The sequence below is a fragment of the Crocinitomicaceae bacterium genome (assembly GCA_016708105.1).
In the GTDB taxonomy this organism is placed as follows: domain Bacteria; phylum Bacteroidota; class Bacteroidia; order Flavobacteriales_D; family Crocinitomicaceae; genus JADJGJ01.
Genome location: JADJGJ010000002.1, coordinates 1,078,535 through 1,096,684, shown reverse-complemented (window position 1 = coordinate 1,096,684; position 18,150 = coordinate 1,078,535). Strand labels below are relative to the sequence as shown.

General features: G+C 37.0%; 16 protein-coding genes. 6 read left to right on the top strand and 10 right to left on the bottom strand.

Annotated elements, in window-relative coordinates:
- Positions 1–11 precede the first annotated feature (11 nt).
- The 5 genes from IPH66_15820 to IPH66_15800 are packed head-to-tail and all read right to left on the bottom strand — an operon-like array spanning position 12 to position 6,884.
- A complete protein-coding gene (locus IPH66_15820) occupies positions 12–3,209 on the bottom strand; it encodes a SpoIIE family protein phosphatase (GenBank protein ID MBK7130810.1) in 3,198 nt (1,065 codons plus the stop codon).
- A 15-nt stretch (positions 3,210–3,224) separates the two neighbouring features.
- Positions 3,225–4,760 carry a hypothetical protein gene (locus IPH66_15815; protein ID MBK7130809.1) on the bottom strand — a complete coding sequence of 512 codons (1,536 nt, stop codon included), beginning with the start codon at positions 4,758–4,760 and terminating at the stop codon, positions 3,225–3,227.
- Positions 4,757–6,031: an adenylosuccinate synthase gene (locus IPH66_15810; protein ID MBK7130808.1), complete on the bottom strand. Its 1,275-nt coding sequence runs from the start codon at positions 6,029–6,031 to the stop codon at positions 4,757–4,759. Before IPH66_15810 ends, IPH66_15815 begins: the two co-directional genes overlap by 4 nt.
- 47 nt (positions 6,032–6,078) lie before the next feature.
- On the bottom strand, positions 6,079–6,429 hold the full coding sequence (locus tag IPH66_15805) for an STAS domain-containing protein (GenBank protein ID MBK7130807.1): 351 nt from the start codon (positions 6,427–6,429) through the stop codon (positions 6,079–6,081).
- A 5-nt stretch (positions 6,430–6,434) separates the two neighbouring features.
- Positions 6,435–6,884, bottom strand: a complete 450-nt coding sequence (locus IPH66_15800) for a transcriptional repressor (protein ID MBK7130806.1) — start codon at positions 6,882–6,884, stop codon at positions 6,435–6,437.
- A gap of 199 nt (positions 6,885–7,083) precedes the next feature.
- On the opposite strand from IPH66_15800, the gene IPH66_15795 reads away from it, so the two are divergent.
- Positions 7,084–8,307, top strand: coding sequence for an MFS transporter (locus tag IPH66_15795; protein ID MBK7130805.1), 1,224 nt, complete (start codon positions 7,084–7,086; stop codon positions 8,305–8,307).
- A 115-nt stretch (positions 8,308–8,422) separates the two neighbouring features.
- On the opposite strand, the gene IPH66_15790 is transcribed toward IPH66_15795, so the two are convergent.
- A complete protein-coding gene (locus IPH66_15790; GenBank protein MBK7130804.1) occupies positions 8,423–8,851 on the bottom strand; it encodes a hypothetical protein in 429 nt (142 codons plus the stop codon).
- A 165-nt stretch (positions 8,852–9,016) separates the two neighbouring features.
- Between IPH66_15790 and IPH66_15785 the strand changes: the two genes are divergently transcribed.
- From IPH66_15785 to IPH66_15770, 4 genes are all read left to right on the top strand, one after another.
- Positions 9,017–10,030 (top strand): hypothetical protein, encoded by a 1,014-nt coding sequence (locus tag IPH66_15785; GenBank protein ID MBK7130803.1) that lies wholly within the window; start codon positions 9,017–9,019, stop codon positions 10,028–10,030.
- A complete protein-coding gene (locus tag IPH66_15780; protein ID MBK7130802.1) occupies positions 10,030–10,623 on the top strand; it encodes an RNA polymerase sigma factor in 594 nt (197 codons plus the stop codon). Before IPH66_15785 ends, IPH66_15780 begins: the two co-directional genes overlap by 1 nt.
- A 54-nt stretch (positions 10,624–10,677) precedes the next feature.
- Positions 10,678–11,724: a hypothetical protein gene (locus IPH66_15775; protein ID MBK7130801.1), complete on the top strand. Its 1,047-nt coding sequence runs from the start codon at positions 10,678–10,680 to the stop codon at positions 11,722–11,724.
- A 177-nt stretch (positions 11,725–11,901) separates the two neighbouring features.
- Positions 11,902–12,420: a hemerythrin domain-containing protein gene (locus tag IPH66_15770; protein ID MBK7130800.1), complete on the top strand. Its 519-nt coding sequence runs from the start codon at positions 11,902–11,904 to the stop codon at positions 12,418–12,420.
- A gap of 95 nt (positions 12,421–12,515) precedes the next feature.
- Here the strand turns inward: IPH66_15770 and IPH66_15765 are convergent, their stop codons facing one another.
- Entirely contained in the window at positions 12,516–13,109 is a 594-nt protein-coding gene (locus tag IPH66_15765; GenBank protein ID MBK7130799.1) for a hypothetical protein, read from the bottom strand.
- 137 nt (positions 13,110–13,246) lie between these two features.
- On the opposite strand from IPH66_15765, the gene IPH66_15760 reads away from it, so the two are divergent.
- The gene (locus tag IPH66_15760; protein ID MBK7130798.1) at positions 13,247–14,518 is read left to right on the top strand and encodes an aminotransferase class V-fold PLP-dependent enzyme; all 1,272 of its coding nucleotides are present in this window, start codon (positions 13,247–13,249) and stop codon (positions 14,516–14,518) included.
- A 17-nt stretch (positions 14,519–14,535) separates the two neighbouring features.
- Here the strand turns inward: IPH66_15760 and IPH66_15755 are convergent, their stop codons facing one another.
- From IPH66_15755 to wecB, 3 genes are read right to left on the bottom strand one after another with little or no spacing between them, the layout of a single operon-like run.
- Complete coding sequence (locus tag IPH66_15755) at positions 14,536–15,639, bottom strand: ABC transporter substrate-binding protein (protein ID MBK7130797.1); 1,104 nt, start codon at positions 15,637–15,639, stop codon at positions 14,536–14,538.
- Positions 15,640–15,657: 18 nt separating this feature from the next.
- Positions 15,658–16,941 (bottom strand): polysaccharide deacetylase family protein, encoded by a 1,284-nt coding sequence (locus tag IPH66_15750; GenBank protein ID MBK7130796.1) that lies wholly within the window; start codon positions 16,939–16,941, stop codon positions 15,658–15,660.
- Positions 16,938–18,077, bottom strand: a complete 1,140-nt coding sequence (gene wecB, locus IPH66_15745; protein ID MBK7130795.1) for a UDP-N-acetylglucosamine 2-epimerase (non-hydrolyzing) — start codon at positions 18,075–18,077, stop codon at positions 16,938–16,940. The genes IPH66_15750 and wecB overlap by 4 nt, the downstream gene beginning before the upstream one ends.
- Positions 18,078–18,150 lie beyond the last annotated feature (73 nt).

The window sequence follows — 18,150 nt, the reverse complement described above, 5'->3', positions numbered from 1 at the left end:
ATTGAATTGAATTATTTTATTTTAACACCAAACAGACAAACATCATCCAATTGTTCATACTCACCTTTCCATGCATTGAAAGCCTGATCAAGACGTGTAAGTTGTTCCTTCATTTCAAGTTGAGATATTTCAACCAGCAAATCTTTTAATGCTTTGTATTTTAATTTTTTTCCCTTTGGTCCACCAAATTGATCGGCATATCCATCTGAAAAAACATAGACGCAATCACCGCTTTGCAATTGTATTTCATGATTGGTGAAAGGTTTGCGTTCTTCAAATTCACCGATTGGTTGTTTATCCGGTTTAAGTTCAATTGCTTCTTTTTCACGCACCAATAACAGCGGATTATTTGCCCCGGAGAATTCAAGTTTCAACGTTTCATTATCAATGGCGCACAAACCAATATCCATTCCGTCTTTGATATTGGATTCACTTTGTGAAAAAGTATCAACCACTAAATCAGTCAACTTGTCAAGAATGGCAGCCGGTTGTCTCAATTTGAATTCATTTACCGTGCGGTTGAGCCCATTAAAACCAACAATACTTACGAAAGCTCCGGGCACACCATGACCGGTACAATCAATGGCTGAAAAAATAGTTTTATTTTCAAATCGCGCAGCCCAGTAGAAATCACCTGATACAATATCCTTTGGTTTATACAACACAAAATGATCATGATCAAAAATTTGTCTGAGTTTATCTTCACCCGGCAAAATGGTGTTCTGAATTCTTTTCGCGTATTTGATTGAATCAAGAATATCATTTGTTTTCTCTTCAATTTCTGCTTTTTGATGCTCAAGCAAATGATTTTGTTCTGCAATTTCATGCGTGCGCTCTTGTACAATTTTTTCAAGTTCTTCTTTCTGAGATTTAACCCGCGCAATAGATACGCGAATTATAATATAGATAAGTAAAATAAATAAAATGATGTATACGATATATGCCCACGCAGTGCGATACCATGGTGGTAAAATAGTGAATGAAAAGGTTGCTTCAGTGCTCTCATAACCATAATAGTTTTTAGCCTGAACATGAAAAACATAATCACCTTCAGTTAACCTTTGATACTCTGTAAAATTTGTTGATTTCCATTTTCCCCAATCTGATTCAAAACCTTCAAGATACCAGCTATACTCATTTTCTAATCCACCAAGATAAGCAGTAGATGTGAAATCAAAACGAACTGAATTCTGCGCATATACAATGCGATGTTCTGTAGAAAGTATTTTGTGTGTGTTATATTGAAAAATAGAATCTTCATTAAGTGATACTTGATAAATGTAAGAGTTGAATGGCTGAGCAAAATTAGAAGTTGCCTCGGGATTATAGGCATAAACTTTACGTCCGCCGCCAAACCAATAGATGCCATTTTTGTCGCGTTTGAGAGAATAAATTACATCATCTGATATTTGTTTAAAGGGAGCTGAAACCCAAATTGCTGTATCTGATGAAAAATCCATGTATCCAATTTCTGAATATTCATCTTTAGTATCTGCCTTGTGAAAAATCACCATCCACATTTTTTCATTGTCATCATTAAAAATGCGATGCACCAATAGTTTCTCTTCAATGAATTGCCCTTGGTTGAGTTCTGAAGCAACTAAGTTTTTACCTTCAATTTCAAACAAGCCATTTGAGGTACCAACATAACCTCTGTCTCTAAATACTCCCAGCGTAAATTGCTCATAATAGTTGGTTGTATCCTTTAATGGTAACAATCCGGGCAAGATGTTTTCATTTTGATTTTTTGTTGTATCCAACAGATAGATTCCTTCTCGTTTAACTGAATAGTAGACGTTTCCTTGAATTTCAATCACCGAACGCACTTCACCGGTGGTTCCGTCATAAATACCATTATATATAAATTTTCCGTTGACATAGGAGATAGAACCTACTCCGGTACCATCTAAACCAACATAAATCATGTCAGGATTTTTTGTAGACTGAAATAAATCCCATGCATACAAATCTCCAATGAGATGTTTTTGCATTTGATCATCTAAATAATATACTCCATCATTCGCAATTGCCAGCACGTATGTTTTTCCATCAGAGAAAGTATATTCACGCAATTGGTATAATTCCATGCCAAATACATTTTGTTTTTTAAATGACATGGTTCCATTGCCGAATTCACTTTTAAACAAATCAGTATGCGTTGCCAAATAAATTTCTCCGTTTTTCAAATAGATATCTTCTGTAATTCCGGTAATGCCAAAATCCTTATCAAATGATGTGATTGCATCAGATGTTTCAACAAAGGTGATTCCATTATCATTGCCCAACCAGATATTGCTGTACTGATCAAAAAATATTTTTCTGATTTCTAAATTTTCAAGACCATCTTTTTCCATAAAAGTTCTCACCAGATTACCTTTCATATCAAAGATCAATACGCCATTGCCTGCCGTGCCGGTAACAATTAAATTATTCTGTATAGCAATGTTATTTATTTTAAAACCTTCACCAACATTCAACTTACGATTGGTTTGTAAAACCATTTGATAAGCGCTTCCATTTTGCTGAAACTCATGAAAATTTCCTTTGTCGTCAATGATTATTTTTTTTCCCTCTTCTTCATAAATAATAGCAGGAGAAACTTTGATAGAATTCTGGATTTCAAAAAATTTATTCCCTCTCAAAACATAAGAAAGGTCGCCATCGGTTCTTTCAAACGTGCAGATTATTACTTCATCAATAGAACAACTGGTTTTTATGCGTTCGCCATCGGGTACTTCAATCACTTCAATATTCTGTTCAAAATAAATGAAGATATGGCTGCTGGTTACAAAGCAGGTGTGTTCACCAATGCAGTAGACATTCCATACATCTGAAAACTCAATGGTATCAACCGGGTGTGAAAGTTTGTGATAGACTGTTTTGCCCATCGCATCATAATCAAGATAACCAAACTCACCGCGTCCACCCACATAAATGCGTCCGGTATCATTTTTAGCAAATGAACGCGGGTGCTCACTGTTTTCAAGTTCTATTTTGGACCAGCTTTCTCCGTTAAATTCAAGAATTCCCCCATTATTAGCTATGTAAAAATAATACTCGTTATTCTGAATTATATCCCAGTTTTGTGCCGTGGCGGTATAGTCTTTTGCCGTAAAATTTCTAACCTTGATTTTGCCAAAAGGAAAATCATTTTGCGCCAGAACAAACTGGGCAACAAAAATTAGCAGAATGGCAAACCGAAATTTCACGGAGTAAAGATAAAATTATTCTATAAATACTCTGACGGGTTTACGCTGAATTTGCCAGACAAAACCTTTGAGGAAAAGATCGTTATCCGGAATTTCTTCTATTGGCGTGTAACTGCCAGCGGGCTGCACATTAAAGCTAACCTTGCTGATTTCTGAATTTTTAAAATGAATCAAAATATCATTACAGTCTATTTCATTCATTCCGGTAAGGGTTTTAATTTCATATCCTAGGCTGTCTTTGCTTGTTTCAGAAAGGTAATATCTGGTTTGAGCATTGAGATCAATAAATACTTTTGATATTTTACCTGAATCCAAATAGGCTGTCATGTATTGGCCTTTGATTTGGTCATAGTGAATGCTGTCTTGCTCAGTAGCAATAAAAGCGTGTTCATATATTTTTAACAAATGAAATTCCTGATTATAATAGGTTGCAAGCACTGAATCACCGCTTAGTTGAGTCAAGTCACTCCAAATCACCGGATTTTTATGCAGCTTAATAATTGAATCCGTTTCATTGAAATAAGCCGAATCACAAGCCACCATAAATTCAGCCCGAATAATTTCAACTCTCCCTGTAGCTATTGACTTTGACATATTGCTCAAGGTATCTGTATAATACGTTATTGTATCAGCCGAAAGAAAAAGGGTGTCCTGCCTACTGAATTGAATTACGTGAGCGTTGTCCAATAATTGGATTACGGTATCAAATGGTGATTTATAAAAGTAATCAGCTAAAAATAAAACCTGCTCCATTGAATCGTACATGCGCACGTGGCAAAAGCCTTGTCCCTCATCTTTTTCCTGATCAAAAATCAAACTATCTGCCTCTAATGTTCTGCCCCGTTCTAGCATGGACGCTCCGTTCCAAAGCTGAATATAATTTGTGCGCGTATAGTAAATTCCCCGGTTGCAATGAATTTCAGCTGAGTCAGAAAGTATTTTGGTTGGACCATGAAAATGCGCAGTGGCGGCGTTAGTTCTGAACTCAAGAGTGTCACTGAACAATTCATACTCAGGATGGGTTACATGCACGCTGTCACGAAAAAAAAATGTTTTTGAATTTGAAAAGTACGATCCTTTGCGTGAAGTTAATTTCAAATCTTCTTTAATACTTGTGATCACAGCCCCCGCCTGATAATACCCCATGGCCAAATTGCCATCATAATCCATAGAGTCTGTAAGCAATTTGTATTCATTATCTCTCAACCTCACATGCCCACGCAATTCAGACATATTTGTATTGCCATTATAAAAAAGAGAATCACAGAACAAATTCACCGTATCACCTTGGTTAACCTGAACATGACCATAAGCATATATAAGATTGGGAGTGCGCAAAAAGATAGCTGAGTCACAAAAAAGCTTACTGTTTTGATACTCAAATTGCACGTTGCCAATTGCCTTGGTGGTATTTACTTGCCCTTTATAATCACTGACAGTTTCAGCAAAAATAAGCCTTACCGGAGCATCCTGCGCAAGAACTAGCCGGGTAAAAAAAAGGACGCCTGTTAAAAGCGCCCATTGGAAAGTATTTTTTCGTGTTGTTCTCAACTTTTTTTCCGTATGATGGTCTGCTCTCTGTCTGGTCCTACAGAGACAATAGATACAGGAACGTGCAATTCTTGTTCTAAGTATGCAATGTATGCTAAAAATTCTGCCGGTGCTTGGTCAAGACTAGTCATTTTGGTTAAATCTTTTTTCCATCCTTTGAATTCGCGGTAGATTGGTTTTACGTTTAATCCGTCCAAATCATAAGGAAAAATATCCTGCATCTTGCCATCAATTTCATAATGAGTGCAAACACGCACGGTATCAAAACTGTCAAGCACATCAGCTTTCATCATGGCCACTTGTGTAGCGCCGTTTATCATGCACGCATATTTCAGAGCCGGTAAATCTATCCAACCGCAGCGGCGTTCACGTCCGGTTGTTGCGCCGTATTCATGTCCAATTTCACGAATTTTAGCACCGGTTTCATTGGCTTCTTCTGTTGGAAAAGGACCACTACCAACACGCGTACAATATGCTTTGAAAATACCAATCACCTCACCAATGCATGAAGGTGCCACACCAAGTCCGGTACAGGTTCCTGCTGTTACGGTATTTGAAGAAGTGACATAAGGATATGTTCCAAAGTCAATGTCAAGCAAGGTACCTTGTGCGCCTTCAGCCAGAATTTTTTTACCGTCAGCCAATGCATTATTGATGTAATACTCACTGTCAATTAATTCAATCTGACGTAAAAATTCAATAGCATCAAACCACTGCTTTTCAGTTTCAGCAAGGAGTGAGGCGTAATCATAATTACCAAGAATTTTTTTGTGTTTGTTCACCAGCGCATCATACTTCTCTTTGAAGATTGACAATTGCGTATCGCCCATTCTCAAACCGTTTCTGCCTGTTTTATCCATATAGGTTGGGCCAATTCCTTTTAGAGTTGATCCAATTTTCTGATGTCCTTTTGATTCTTCTGAAAGACGATCAAGAATTTTATGTGTAGGCAAAATTAAATGCGCTTTTTTTGAGATGAGCAGATTGCCTGCCACTTTGATTCCGTGTGCTTCAATTTTTTCAATTTCACCGCGTAGGGTGATAGGGTCAATGACCACCCCATTGCCAATAATATTGATAGTATCCTTTCTGAAAATTCCGGAAGGTACTGTATGAAGTACATGTTTTTTTCCTTCAAAAATAAGGGTATGCCCGGCATTGGGTCCTCCTTGAAATCTGGCAATAATCTGATATTTTGGGGCTACAACATCAACAATTTTTCCTTTGCCTTCGTCGCCCCATTGCATGCCCAACAATACGTCTACGCTCATGGTATATTTTCTTTTGATGAGTAAAAAAAATCAATTAAGATTGCAATTTACTCCGCTTTAAACTTACTAACTGCTTCCTCAACGGAAGGTGCAATATTAAGGACTGTATTTAGTTTAGTAAGCAAAAGCACCTGACTAATTTTGTCTGAGATATTAACAACATATAAATCACCGCCGGTATTGCGGCAGCGAGTGAATATTCTAATTAATGCACTAATGCCAAGACTATTAAGTAGGTGAATGCCTTCAAGATTTAAAATCAGACGGCTGCTACCGGCTGCGGCTAAAGTATTGGATTTAGAAATCAAGGGAGAAAAATCATCTTCAGTAAGCGCAGAACCTGATAATGCAAGTTCAATGCAACGGTTGTGCTTTTTTTCCAAAATGTTTAAAGCCATGTAACTTATTTTTGATCCACTATTTTTTCACCATAGAAATAGAGTGAATGGTGATGAATTTTTACATTGAACAATTCTTCAATTGTAGCTCTGATTTTTTCAATGCGCGGATCACAAAATTCTATCACCTCACCGGTATTTGTACAAATCACGTGATCATGTTGACTGAAACCATGTGCCTTTTCAAAATGAGCTAAATTGCCGCCAAACTGGTGCTTACGTACCAAATTACTAGCTAAAAGCAATTCCATCGTATTATATAATGTTGCTCTACTGACACGGTAATTTTTATTCTTCATTTTAACATAGAGTGATTCAATATCAAAATGACCTTTGTGTGCATAAATTTCAGCAAGAATAGCAAATCTTTCGGGGGTTTTCCGATGTCCGTTTTTTTCAAGATAATGACTGAAAATTGTTCGTACGGTTTCCTGTAGTGTCTCTTTATCAACCATGATACTGTGCATGCAATGCTGTAAAGATAATAGAATTAGTTTAAATAAAGAACTTGCAAGAGCGATCACCGTATTTGAAAAAATCAAAAGTTGAGATTGATACACAGAAATCTTTGCAGAAATAATGGACAGAGAAATCATATCTTATCGGATTCATTTCAAAAAACTATATTTGACTCATCAGATCAAAAACATCTCCATGACAAAAAAAGACATTAGTACCAATCCGTTTAACATGGTGGTAATTGTAGCCGCCCTTGGATATTTTGTAGATATCTATGATCTCATTTTATTCGGCATTGTTCGTGTGGATAGTTTAAAAGCAATTGGTATTCCGGCAGATCAAATTACAGCAGTTGGAATAGATCTTATGAACTGGCAAATGGCCGGTATGCTGATTGGTGGTATCGTGTGGGGAATCATGGGCGATAAAAAGGGAAGAATGTCTACTTTATTTCTCACCATATTATTGTATTCACTTGCAAATATTGCCAACGGCTTTGTACAAAATTATGAGCAATATGCCATTTTGCGTTTCATTGCAGGGTTTGGCCTGGCAGGTGAATTAGGTGTTGGTATTACGCTGGTTGCTGAGGTGATGTCAAAAAAACATCGGGCATGGGGGACCAGTTTGGTTTCAGGAGTTGGAATTGTGGGTGCTGTGTTGGCGTTTTTAGTTGCCGAGTGGGGCTGGCGTGAAGCATATTGGGTAGGTGGTGTACTTGGATTGGCATTACTTGCGCTCAGAGTTTACGTACATGATTCTGACATGTTCCACAAGGTAAAAGAGTCTAATGTGAAGAGAGGAAATTTTTTCAGTTTATTCTCCAATAAATCACGCCTTATCCGCTATATCAGCTGCATTATTATTGGCATGCCGGTGTGGTTTGTGATTGGAATACTCATTATGTTTTCAAAAGAGTTTGGTGAAGCACTTCACATTACCGGACCAGTGAGCTCAGGCAAGGCGATTATGTTTCATTATATTGGTGCAGCTATTGGAAGTATCTTGACAGCATGGCTAAGTCAAAAATTGGCTTCTCGCAAAAAGGCTCTCTTGGTTTCAATCAGCTGCTTGGTGCTATTTTCTATCTTGTATTTCATGACAGATGGCACAAGCCCAACCATCTATTATTTCATGGCATTTATTTTGGGAATTGCCATGGGGTATTGGGCAGTATTTATCACGGTGGCATCTGAACAATTTGGTACTAATATTCGCTCAACGGTTACTACCACCGTACCAAATTTTGTGCGTGGTGCAACCGTGGGTATGACTTTGTTCTGGTCATATTTATCTATTGACATGGGCATCATTCACGCCGCAATGATTGTTGGTGCCGTAATTTTTGCTTTGGCTATTTTCAGCGTTTTTTTGTTGGAAGAAACACACGACAAAGATTTGGATTATATGGAGCATTGATTTGCCGCAAAAATAGGATATCCATGAGAAGCAATTTCCTATCACAAATACGCAGCATGTAGCATAGAATTTGCTTCACCTCACTCATCTGCCGAAGCAGAATTGCGCAGGCAGACTAAAAATTGTCTGATTGTCTTTCTAAAGCAGAAAAATTTTCATTGTACAAAATACCTGAAATTTTATAGCCCTTACCACGATCTACAAAATAAATACGCTCGTATATTTTCATCTTTTCAAACGTGATGGTATAATCAAATTTTACCGTGGTGATACCGTTGTTATAACTTGATTCAAATCCCATGTCTTTGCTGATTTCTGAAATTGCACCGTAAAATTCACGCATGCCGCTGAACAAGGATATCCACTCTTCACGCGGAGTAATGACTAATGATTCATCATCAATCATATTATCTGCAATGTATTCATATTCACCCGCTTTTAAATGCTGGTGGAATTCATCTGCCATTTTTTCTGCAGAACCCACATCGCATGAAGACATGAGAAATGAAGTGATTATAAAAAGGAATAAGAATGTTTTTTTCATAGCTATACAAATAAAATGATTTCTGTTGATCAATAGAAATTAAGTAGAAAACAAATATAAATGATCTGTACTTAATGATTCAGATTGATAGTGTATATTTTGTAAATTCAATTAAATCAGGTAACTTCAGCTAAATTTGAACCTTTTTCAACTTGGGTTGTAAGCATGATAAACGCAGTAGCTATGCATAAAGTGGTTTTGGTTTTCTTATTGATGATGACCACCGGATTGATATTCTGTCAATCAGGTGATAGATCATTGTCCACTATTAAGGAAGAATATTTTGAGAAAAGAAAATCATTTCAAAGCAGTTCAACAAAAAAACTTACCACTGATCAGCAATCACAATTAGATGCTCTGGTTGCCGAATTAAAAACACTTGACCCCAATTCATTTGAATACAATTTGGTGGTTTATGTAAACGGGAATTATAATACCAATCTGCAATCATCTCTATTTACGGCATACGAATTAAACCCGACAGATGAAACCGTATTGAAAGAAATGGCAGGATTTTATGCAGTAACATTCAACACGGCAAAACAAAAAGAGTATCTTCTCAAAATAAAAAAATATTACACGGCATCTGAACTTGCCTATTACAAAGATGCTATGCCAAGCACAAAATCATTACTCTTTACATCAGGGCAAGAAGATATGTTTGGATTTTTACTTGCTCAGGTAATTGAAGGTGTGGGAAGTGAAGTGCAAGTAGTTTGTATGGATATGATGAAAAATGATGAGTATCGTGAAATGGTTTCTAATAATTGCGGCATCACCGATATGACTTTCCTGGGAAACGAAAAAAACTATGTAAAAACGATCCTCACCGGCGGCACCAAAAAAATATTTATTTCAGCCACCGTACCTCAAGATTATTTTTCTGCATGTTCCGACAAATTATACATAACCGGTTTGGTATATCAATATGGAAATATAGATCAGCTAACCGCGCTCAACGACTTCTGGAAAAAAGTTAAAGCCAAAGATCTCAGTCAAATCAGCCTTTCAGGCAGTGCTGAAAAAAAACTTTATGGAAATTACCTACCTGCACTCATCACATTGTATATGCTTACACCCGGCGATCAGGTTTTGAAAACAACCATTCAGGCCATTGCTGAAAAAGTATCAAGAACCGAAGAAGTAAATGAAATTTTAAAAGAGATTGAAGCCAACTGATGCGGATTTTCAAAAAAGATTATACCACACACAGCGATGAAGAGTTGATGACTCTTTATACCAAAGGCGATCACAAAGCTTTTGAAAATCTCTATGCCAGGTATGAAAAATTCATGGTCAACTTCTTTTATCGCAAACTTTGGAATGATAGAATAAAAGCAGAAGATTTTGCGCATGATTTATTTACCAAACTAATTGATAATCCTGAATTATTTGATACCAGCCGAAACTTCAAAGCCTGGCTATTTTCAGTTGCTAATAACATGTGTAAAAACGAATATAAAAAGCAAGATATCCGCAAAAACACATCGTTTGACGTGCCTGATCATTATCAAGGCACTGATACGGCAGATGCACCGGACAAAGAGGTTGACAAGGCCAGCTTCAATCAGATATTGATGCGTGAGCTAGACAAATTAGGAGACAAACATAAAGAAGTATTTATGCTGCGCCATTTTGAAGGTTTAGCTCTGGAAGAAATTGCAGAAACATTAGACATTAACACCGGAACAGTAAAATCAAGATTACATCATGCAACCAAAACGGTTGCAGAGAAACTGGAGATTTTCAGAAAATCAATTCTGAAAGATTGAACCAAAAATTGAATAGGTTGTATACAGCATAAGACGGAGATGAAAACAGAGAACATGAATACAGCAGAGGATATCATCCGGAAGAAAAAATTCTTCGAACTTACGGCAACAGAGCGTGAGTTGGTAAAAGATTATGCCACTAATGAAGAAGATTACGAGGCCATGCGCTGGTTTTTACTCAGCACATCATCTGCCTTTGATCAAGAAAAAATTACGCCTTCAGAAAATCTGAAAAAAGGTGTGATGGCACATCTTTCTCAAAAACAGGCTGCCCCAAAAGGTATTTGGCTGAATGGGGTTTCCGCTTTTTTATTTCCTGCCGATAAAAAAATATATCAGTATCCTGCATTGCAAATTGCGGCTGTTGCCATTCTTTTTATTGGTGCTGTCACTCTTTTTAATCAATCTGAAATACAAGAAAAAGATTTAGCATTGAATGATCATCCGGTAGAAAATCCAATAAAAGTTGATGATGAAAAAACAATTATTTCTGATCCATCAAATGCGCAACAAGATGAGTTACAAAACGGCTTGAACAGAAACGAACAAACCGGTGTGACAACCACTAAAACAAATACTGAAGGCAGTGAATTGGTTATGGATGAACTTGAAGAAACTCCGGTTGAAGATAGTTATCGTGACATGTCTGTAGCTGAAGAAGTAAAACTATCTCCTGGCAATGCTTATGATGGGCCTGTGCTGGCTGATGATTATAATTTGAGTCCCACAACTACATCTAATACAGGTTCAGGCAGCACGGTGACACAAACTTATTCAGGTGAAATTGGCGTTGACAGAAAAGTGAATTTATCAGAAAAAGAGAAAGATAAAAAAACAGATAAAAATTCAGGCTATACGAACAATAACTCAGGTAAGGTTGAAGAAAAAGAATCCGTTTCTCCCGCCTATTCAACTACTGCTACTGATGATCAGCCGGAAGACGGAAATTTATATAAAACGTCAACCGCCGGTGGAGTTTTTGGCGACACTAGTCTTGATTCTGCTGACACAGAAAAAGCAGATGCAGATGAAAATGCCGCCACAAAATATTCAGTTAGTGATACCAAAACATTAAAAAAACTCTACTTCACGATTAAGTAGGTTCAGGTCGCGACCTTGACGCCGCGTGGGTCTTTAATGCGCAACCCAAATATCATCTCACAAATTCTATCGCTAATATTCGTTTTATGACATTTGTCATACTCTATATACATTTTTTTTAGTCAATTGGCTCTATTGAAGAGAGATGCAGAAGGATGTACTTTAAAAATCTACCGTATGCAAAACCCGCTTGACACCTTGGAAAATGAACATGAAATTTTATTCAAAGCAATTGATACAGGCAAATCAATTCAAAAAATCTCTGATGATTCATTCTATCATGAGCTCATGCATGATTTCATTATCTGTATCAGAAATTATACTGAATTAATTCACTATCCAAAAGAAGAGCAAGTATTATATCCAATCCTGAGGAATAGAACAAAAAATATGTCTGCAGAATTTATGCATGAGATTTGCGATAATCATGAAGATTTCAAATCCATGTTGGCTGAAGTAGAAAATCTGTTTACCGTGCATGATCATACTCGTCTGAGAAAAGTGATGAACGATTATCTTGATGAACTTGCACAACATTTGCACCGAGAAAATGCCATCATTTTATCAAGCGCAGGCAGCCTATTGTCAGAGTCAGAGAAAAAAGAAATTGATCAGGCATTTTCTGATTTGGATGCAAAAAACAGAGACAAAGCAAATCTGCAAAAGTGCTTGTCAGAACTGGCCGCCAGATTATAAAGAAGAGACAAGAATCGTCTGTGCATGATTCAACCAAAAAAAAGTCCCACCACGACGCAGGACTTTTAAGAAGAAGGTTTTGATTCAACTTATTATTAGCTAAATGCTGCCTTCAAATGATGATACGCTTGTTTTATTTCATTTCTGAAATTCTCATGTCGAGTAGGTTCTGGCGTATGCAAATGTTTTTCAAGACCTGATTGTAAATTCTGAATAATCTTTGCCATTTCTTCACGGCGTTTCTGCAAACTATCATCTGTTTTTTTCAAAGCCAGTTTAAAATTAATGGCAAGAATTTCCAATTCAGTTTTAATGCGTTCAAATTCATATACCAAATAATCATAAACTTTTGATAAAGTTGGATGTTCTTTAATATACTGTTCAATCTCCTGCATTTTTTGATTAATTTTTTTTCTTTGTGCTTCAAAAGCCTCCAACGTTTCAGCTTTGCCAAGCGCAAGTTGCACGCGCAATTCTTCAAACTTTACGCGCATCTCCTGAGCAAAATCTTTGGCTTCATCCACTTTCAGTTCAGCAGAGTGAACTAACCCATTGAAATTTTTTTTCAGCGATTCAAATTTGTCTTTTGCTTCTGCTTTTCCAAGTGCAAGCTGTACCTGCAACTCTTCCAATTCATTAGCTGCCTTGCGAAAACCATCCACAAGATATTCTATAATTGTTTTGTCCATAATCTATCGTTTTGTTTAGACCAAAGTTCACTGTTCTGTTTTACCTTACCAATGACCTGCATCATTGATCTAGTTGACAGATAGCATGAATAAGTCAGTATGAAGAAATTGCTATATTTATACCAAAAGACACGGATATGGATTTTTCACGCAGAAAATTTATTCGCAATGCCGGTATAACCCTTGGGGCAGCTTCATTGATGGATTCAAGCCTTTTGGCATCAGATACTAAATTTGAAACAATAAAACACGTTCATGATTTTTCAACTGAACAAGATTATTGGGAATGGATACGTCAATCCTACACCGTTTCATCAAACATTACCAACCTCAACAATGGGGGTGTGAGTCCACAACCGAAAGTAGTACAGGAAGTATTTGAAAATTACAACCGACTCAGCAATGAAGGACCGTCCTATTATATGTGGCGCGTATTAGACAAAGGCCGTGAATCAGTGCGCACCAACCTTGCTGAACTGGCAGGCTGCGATGCTGATGAACTTGCCATTCACCGAAATTCTACTGAAGCATTAGACACTATCATCTTTGGTCTCAATCTTGAAAAAGGAGATGAAGTCATTGTCACCAATTATGATTACCCAAATATGCGCAATGCTTGGCTGCAACGTGAAAAACGAGATGGTATTAAGTTAGTTTGGGTATCTGTACCGCTCAATACCGAAAATGAAGAAGACCTGGTAAATGTTTTCGCCAACGCCATTACAAGTAAAACAAAAATCATTCATATCACGCATATCATCAACTGGACAGGACAAATTCTGCCTGCTAAAAAAATTACAGCTTTGGCTCATGAAAAAGGCATTGAAGTGGTTTTGGATGCAGCTCATTCTTTTGCTCATATTGAATTTTCATTGCATGATCTAGACGTTGATTATGCGGGAACCAGTTTGCATAAATGGCTTTGCGCTCCATTTGGAACCGGAATGCTTTATGTAAAAAAGGACAAAATAAAAACCTTGTGGCCCATTTTTCCAAATGATAAACCCGATGGGGAAGACATCAGAAAATATGAAGCTTTAGGTACACGATCATTCCCTGCTGAAATGGCAATTGGCAGAGCAATTTCATTTCATCAATCCATTGGAACCGAAAGAAAACAAAACCGACTAAAGTTTTTACAAGAATATTGGACCTCAAAAGTAAAACAACATCCCAAAATAAAATTTTACACGCCTCTTGGTCAAAATTCATCATGCGCAATTGCTACCGTTGGTATTGAAGGAATGCAAGCCGGGGAAATAGAAAGTAAATTATTTGAGAAAAGAGGCATTCACACGGTTGCCATCATTTGGGAAGGGGTGAATGGTATTCGCGTTACGCCACATGTTTATACCAGCACATCTGATTTAGATAATCTTGTAGAAGGATTGCTTGAGTTGGCTGGGTGATTTGTTTCTTCCATCCCCTACTCCAAAATTCTAAAATAAACCGGTTGATGATTGCTCAATTCACCTTGTGCGTAAAGAAGATCTTTTAATAACACGTGTGGTTCAATTACTCCGGTTGTAAAATACTCTGTAGTGTTGGTATTGCAAAATATCACCTGCTTTTTTTTCACTGATTTAAATTCTGCATAAACCGGAGACTCTTCAGATAAATCATGTAGTGAAAAATCAGCATCGCGTCCGGCAATGATGATCCAATAATCTGCAAAAATTCCATCATTCCAAACTTGTTCCAAACTGTGAACATCATTTTCTGTTTTACCACTGGGTGGATAAAAATAAGACAAGCCTGATGACTGAATCAAATTAACCAGCAAGGATTGGCTTGAGGGCATAAACCAAGTTTCACCGTAAGGCAAATTCAGAATAAATTTTTTGGTTGTTTCAGGCTTTTCTTTTTTTAGTTGAAGATATTCTGTTGAAGCCAAATCAAAAACTTTTTGCGCTTGCGATGTTTGGTTGGTAAGCAAACCAAACAGCTTAATCCACTCAAGTCTGGCTAAAGGATCAGTTTCAAGATACTCTGCTATGAAAAATGTTTTGATTCCTGCTCTACTATATTTTTCTTTTCCGATAGATTCAAACGGATACATTAAAAACAAATCAGCGCCGGTTTGTTGAATTTTTTCGGGTATTACTTGATCTTGTAAACAGAGTTCAAATGCACCATTGTCGTTCAGTTTTTTTTCATAATCTGTACCTGAAATATATTGCATTCCACACAATCCCTTTACTTTTTCAATACAATTCAAGGCATTCAAAAATGCTAAATGCGTGCTTGAATGACAGGCAAAAAATATTTTCTCAGGTTGAATGACATGGGCATTTTCAGGTAGTTTCACAAGACTATCCGTAAGAACATAAACGGTATCAGCAAAAGGAGAATTATCAGCAAAATGATGCGTGATAATTTCTGTACATCCATTTTTATAATTTACTTCAAAACCTTGTGCATACAAAACCTCAACGGTATCTGTGGTTTCAGTTATATCAATTTGCTGATTGGTTTGATGCTGAATACAGGAAAAAAAAACGAATGCAAACAGCGGAAAGAGAAACTTCATGTGAAAAAAGTTTTGACATCAAACAAAAAAATCATCATCTAAATCTGAGATCTCTCTCTTCTCAACACGACTGAGGGTATACTCTAAAACTTCACGCCATCCCTTCCATTCATCTTGATCATGGATGGTGCTATTGTGCCAAATACACATAAAAACGCCACCGTAATTTTTCACGGCATCCATTAATTCTTTTATCTGATTGATTGATTCCTGAACAGACAATTTGAGACGATCTTTCAGAACACCATCCATATATGCAAACGGGAATAATAAAAGATTATATTGCTTATTAGTGCGCAGGTTAAAAAAATAAAACGGAAATGATGTGCCCGCACGAAATCCGGTGTTGTCTGCATAACCCATGGTAAAATCTCTTTGAATGCCCAGGTCAATCATCATTTCATAGGTGTCCGGAATTCGCAATCTCAAAAAATGCATGCGCGCTTTTACAATTTCATGCCCCACAATCTGTTGTAAACGATCAAGCTCTTCATCCAATTTATTTTTATTTTCAAATGCATCATACGAAGGATGCAAGCCCATACCTCCAGAGGCATTCAAACCTCTGATCAAGGATTGGTAATGAGGATTTTTCCAATGGATATTCTTATCATATTTTGCATAGTCTCCCACGGGGGCAAAGCAAATTATTCTGTTCACTCGTGCTGCTAACTCAGCAATGTAAGAATACGTATCGTAGGGATCTTGTTTCTTTCCGGTCATTACCTTGAGGCGCTCACCCAGTTTACCATGTTTAACAGCTGATCCCAGCGTGCGTAAAAAAGGTCGGTTTTTGTATGCCCATGCTACGTCAATATCAAATGAGGGTACACATTCAAAATTGTTCTCTATAACACGATAATCTAGTTCAAGCTTTGCCCAAATTGATTTCACTAATTCATCAACCACCGGACGATTTTGCAAACCCAATTTTACGAGACTTGACTGTGCAGATAGGTACCGGTCATGTTCATCTCGCTCATGAGTCCAATACTCTTCATACCTGGTTAGAATGAAAAAAATAACCGCAAACTGATCCTCTATTCCATCCAACTCAAATTGATTATTCTGATAGGTCAATTTAATCTCTTCACGCATATTTTCTTCAAATAAAACATCATGCGGTTTCATTTGAATTTCAGCCGGAACATGAGCATACGAATAATTTATGCGACACGTTTTGTATTGATTCCACTCAGTAGTTGACTGAACAATTTTATACTCCATGCCTTTCTGCGTAAAACAGAAATCAAGGACATAGATTAAGCGTGAGGTGATATGTTCAGAAAAAATAACAATCATGCAAGATGGGTGAGAATTTCTCCGCAAATAAATTCGGCTGATTTTCCATCCCCAAAAAGATCAGGAAAAGTAAAATCAGATTTTGTTGTCAATTGATCAAATGCACTTAATATTCTGGCTTTATTTGCATCACATAATATGGCATTTCCATTTTGTACAATTTCAATCCACTCAGTTTCCGGTCTGAGAATGATGCACGGTTTTTTAAAGAAGAACGCCTCTTTTTGAACTCCACCACTGTCTGTGATGATAAGTCCTGCATGCTTTTCAAGGGCAATGACATCAAGAAAAGATACCGGCGGAATTATTTGAATTAATTTGTTCTCATGAATGTCTTTCTTTAATTGTGCATCTAGATGTTGCTCCATCATTTTTCGTGTGCGCGGATGCAAAGGCAGTACCAATTGTTTTTTACTTTTTACAGTAATTTCATACAATGCTGAAAAAATAGCGTTCAAACGGGCAGGTTCATCCGTATTGTTATTGCGATGAATGGTTGAGAGAATAAATCCATCATGCAATTGTAAATCTGATAAAATATTTTTTTTCTCTGCTATTTCTGAAAAATAAAGCGAATTATCAAACATGATATCACCACAATGATACACTTTTGGATTATCAATAGTAAACGGTATTTGCGCATTGAGATTAAACCCTTCACGCTGTAAATTATCAACGCCTTGTTTAGTGGGTGAGAAAAGCAAAGTAGACATGTGATCACAAGCAATGCGGTTGATTTCTTCAGGCATACTTTTATTAAATGAACGCAAACCGGCTTCAATATGCACCAGTGGAATCAACAATTTAGAAGCCGCCAGACCGCCTGCCACGGTTGAGTTGGTATCTCCATAAACCAAAACTGCCTGCGGCTTTTCTTTTAAAATAATTTCTTCAATACCTTCCAACATCTTGGCTGTTTGCGCACCATGACTTCCTGAACCCACGTTGAGATTATAATCAGGACGGGGAATGTTTAGTTCATCAAAAAAAACAGCCGACATATTTTCATCATAATGCTGTCCAGTGTGCACAATAACCTCGTTAATTTTATCAGCATATTTTTCACGTATAGCTCTGCTGATTGCAGCTGCTTTGATGATTTGCGGACGCGCACCAATGATGGTAATTATTTTCATCTATTTTATATTAATTCTGGTTTAGTTTGTTGCGTAAACATTTGCCTTAATTGAGTGTCAGATTTTCATCACG

Bases quoted from the DNA above. Each gene is read 5' to 3' on its own strand.
- IPH66_15810 (MBK7130808.1), bottom strand. From the start codon at position 6,031: ATGAGCGTAGACGTATTGTTGGGCATGCAATGGGGCGACGAAGGCAAA.
- IPH66_15805 (MBK7130807.1), bottom strand. From the start codon at position 6,429: ATGGCTTTAAACATTTTGGAAAAAAAGCACAACCGTTGCATTGAACTT.
- IPH66_15800 (MBK7130806.1), bottom strand. From the start codon at position 6,884: ATGGTTGATAAAGAGACACTACAGGAAACCGTACGAACAATTTTCAGT.
- IPH66_15795 (MBK7130805.1), top strand. From the start codon at position 7,084: ATGACAAAAAAAGACATTAGTACCAATCCGTTTAACATGGTGGTAATT.
- IPH66_15790 (MBK7130804.1), bottom strand. From the start codon at position 8,851: ATGAAAAAAACATTCTTATTCCTTTTTATAATCACTTCATTTCTCATG.
- IPH66_15785 (MBK7130803.1), top strand. From the start codon at position 9,017: ATGATAAACGCAGTAGCTATGCATAAAGTGGTTTTGGTTTTCTTATTG.
- IPH66_15780 (MBK7130802.1), top strand. From the start codon at position 10,030: ATGCGGATTTTCAAAAAAGATTATACCACACACAGCGATGAAGAGTTG.
- IPH66_15775 (MBK7130801.1), top strand. From the start codon at position 10,678: ATGAATACAGCAGAGGATATCATCCGGAAGAAAAAATTCTTCGAACTT.
- IPH66_15770 (MBK7130800.1), top strand. From the start codon at position 11,902: ATGCAAAACCCGCTTGACACCTTGGAAAATGAACATGAAATTTTATTC.
- IPH66_15765 (MBK7130799.1), bottom strand. From the start codon at position 13,109: ATGGACAAAACAATTATAGAATATCTTGTGGATGGTTTTCGCAAGGCA.
- IPH66_15760 (MBK7130798.1), top strand. From the start codon at position 13,247: ATGGATTTTTCACGCAGAAAATTTATTCGCAATGCCGGTATAACCCTT.
- IPH66_15755 (MBK7130797.1), bottom strand. From the start codon at position 15,639: ATGAAGTTTCTCTTTCCGCTGTTTGCATTCGTTTTTTTTTCCTGTATT.
- IPH66_15750 (MBK7130796.1), bottom strand. From the start codon at position 16,941: ATGATTGTTATTTTTTCTGAACATATCACCTCACGCTTAATCTATGTC.
- wecB (MBK7130795.1), bottom strand. From the start codon at position 18,077: ATGAAAATAATTACCATCATTGGTGCGCGTCCGCAAATCATCAAAGCA.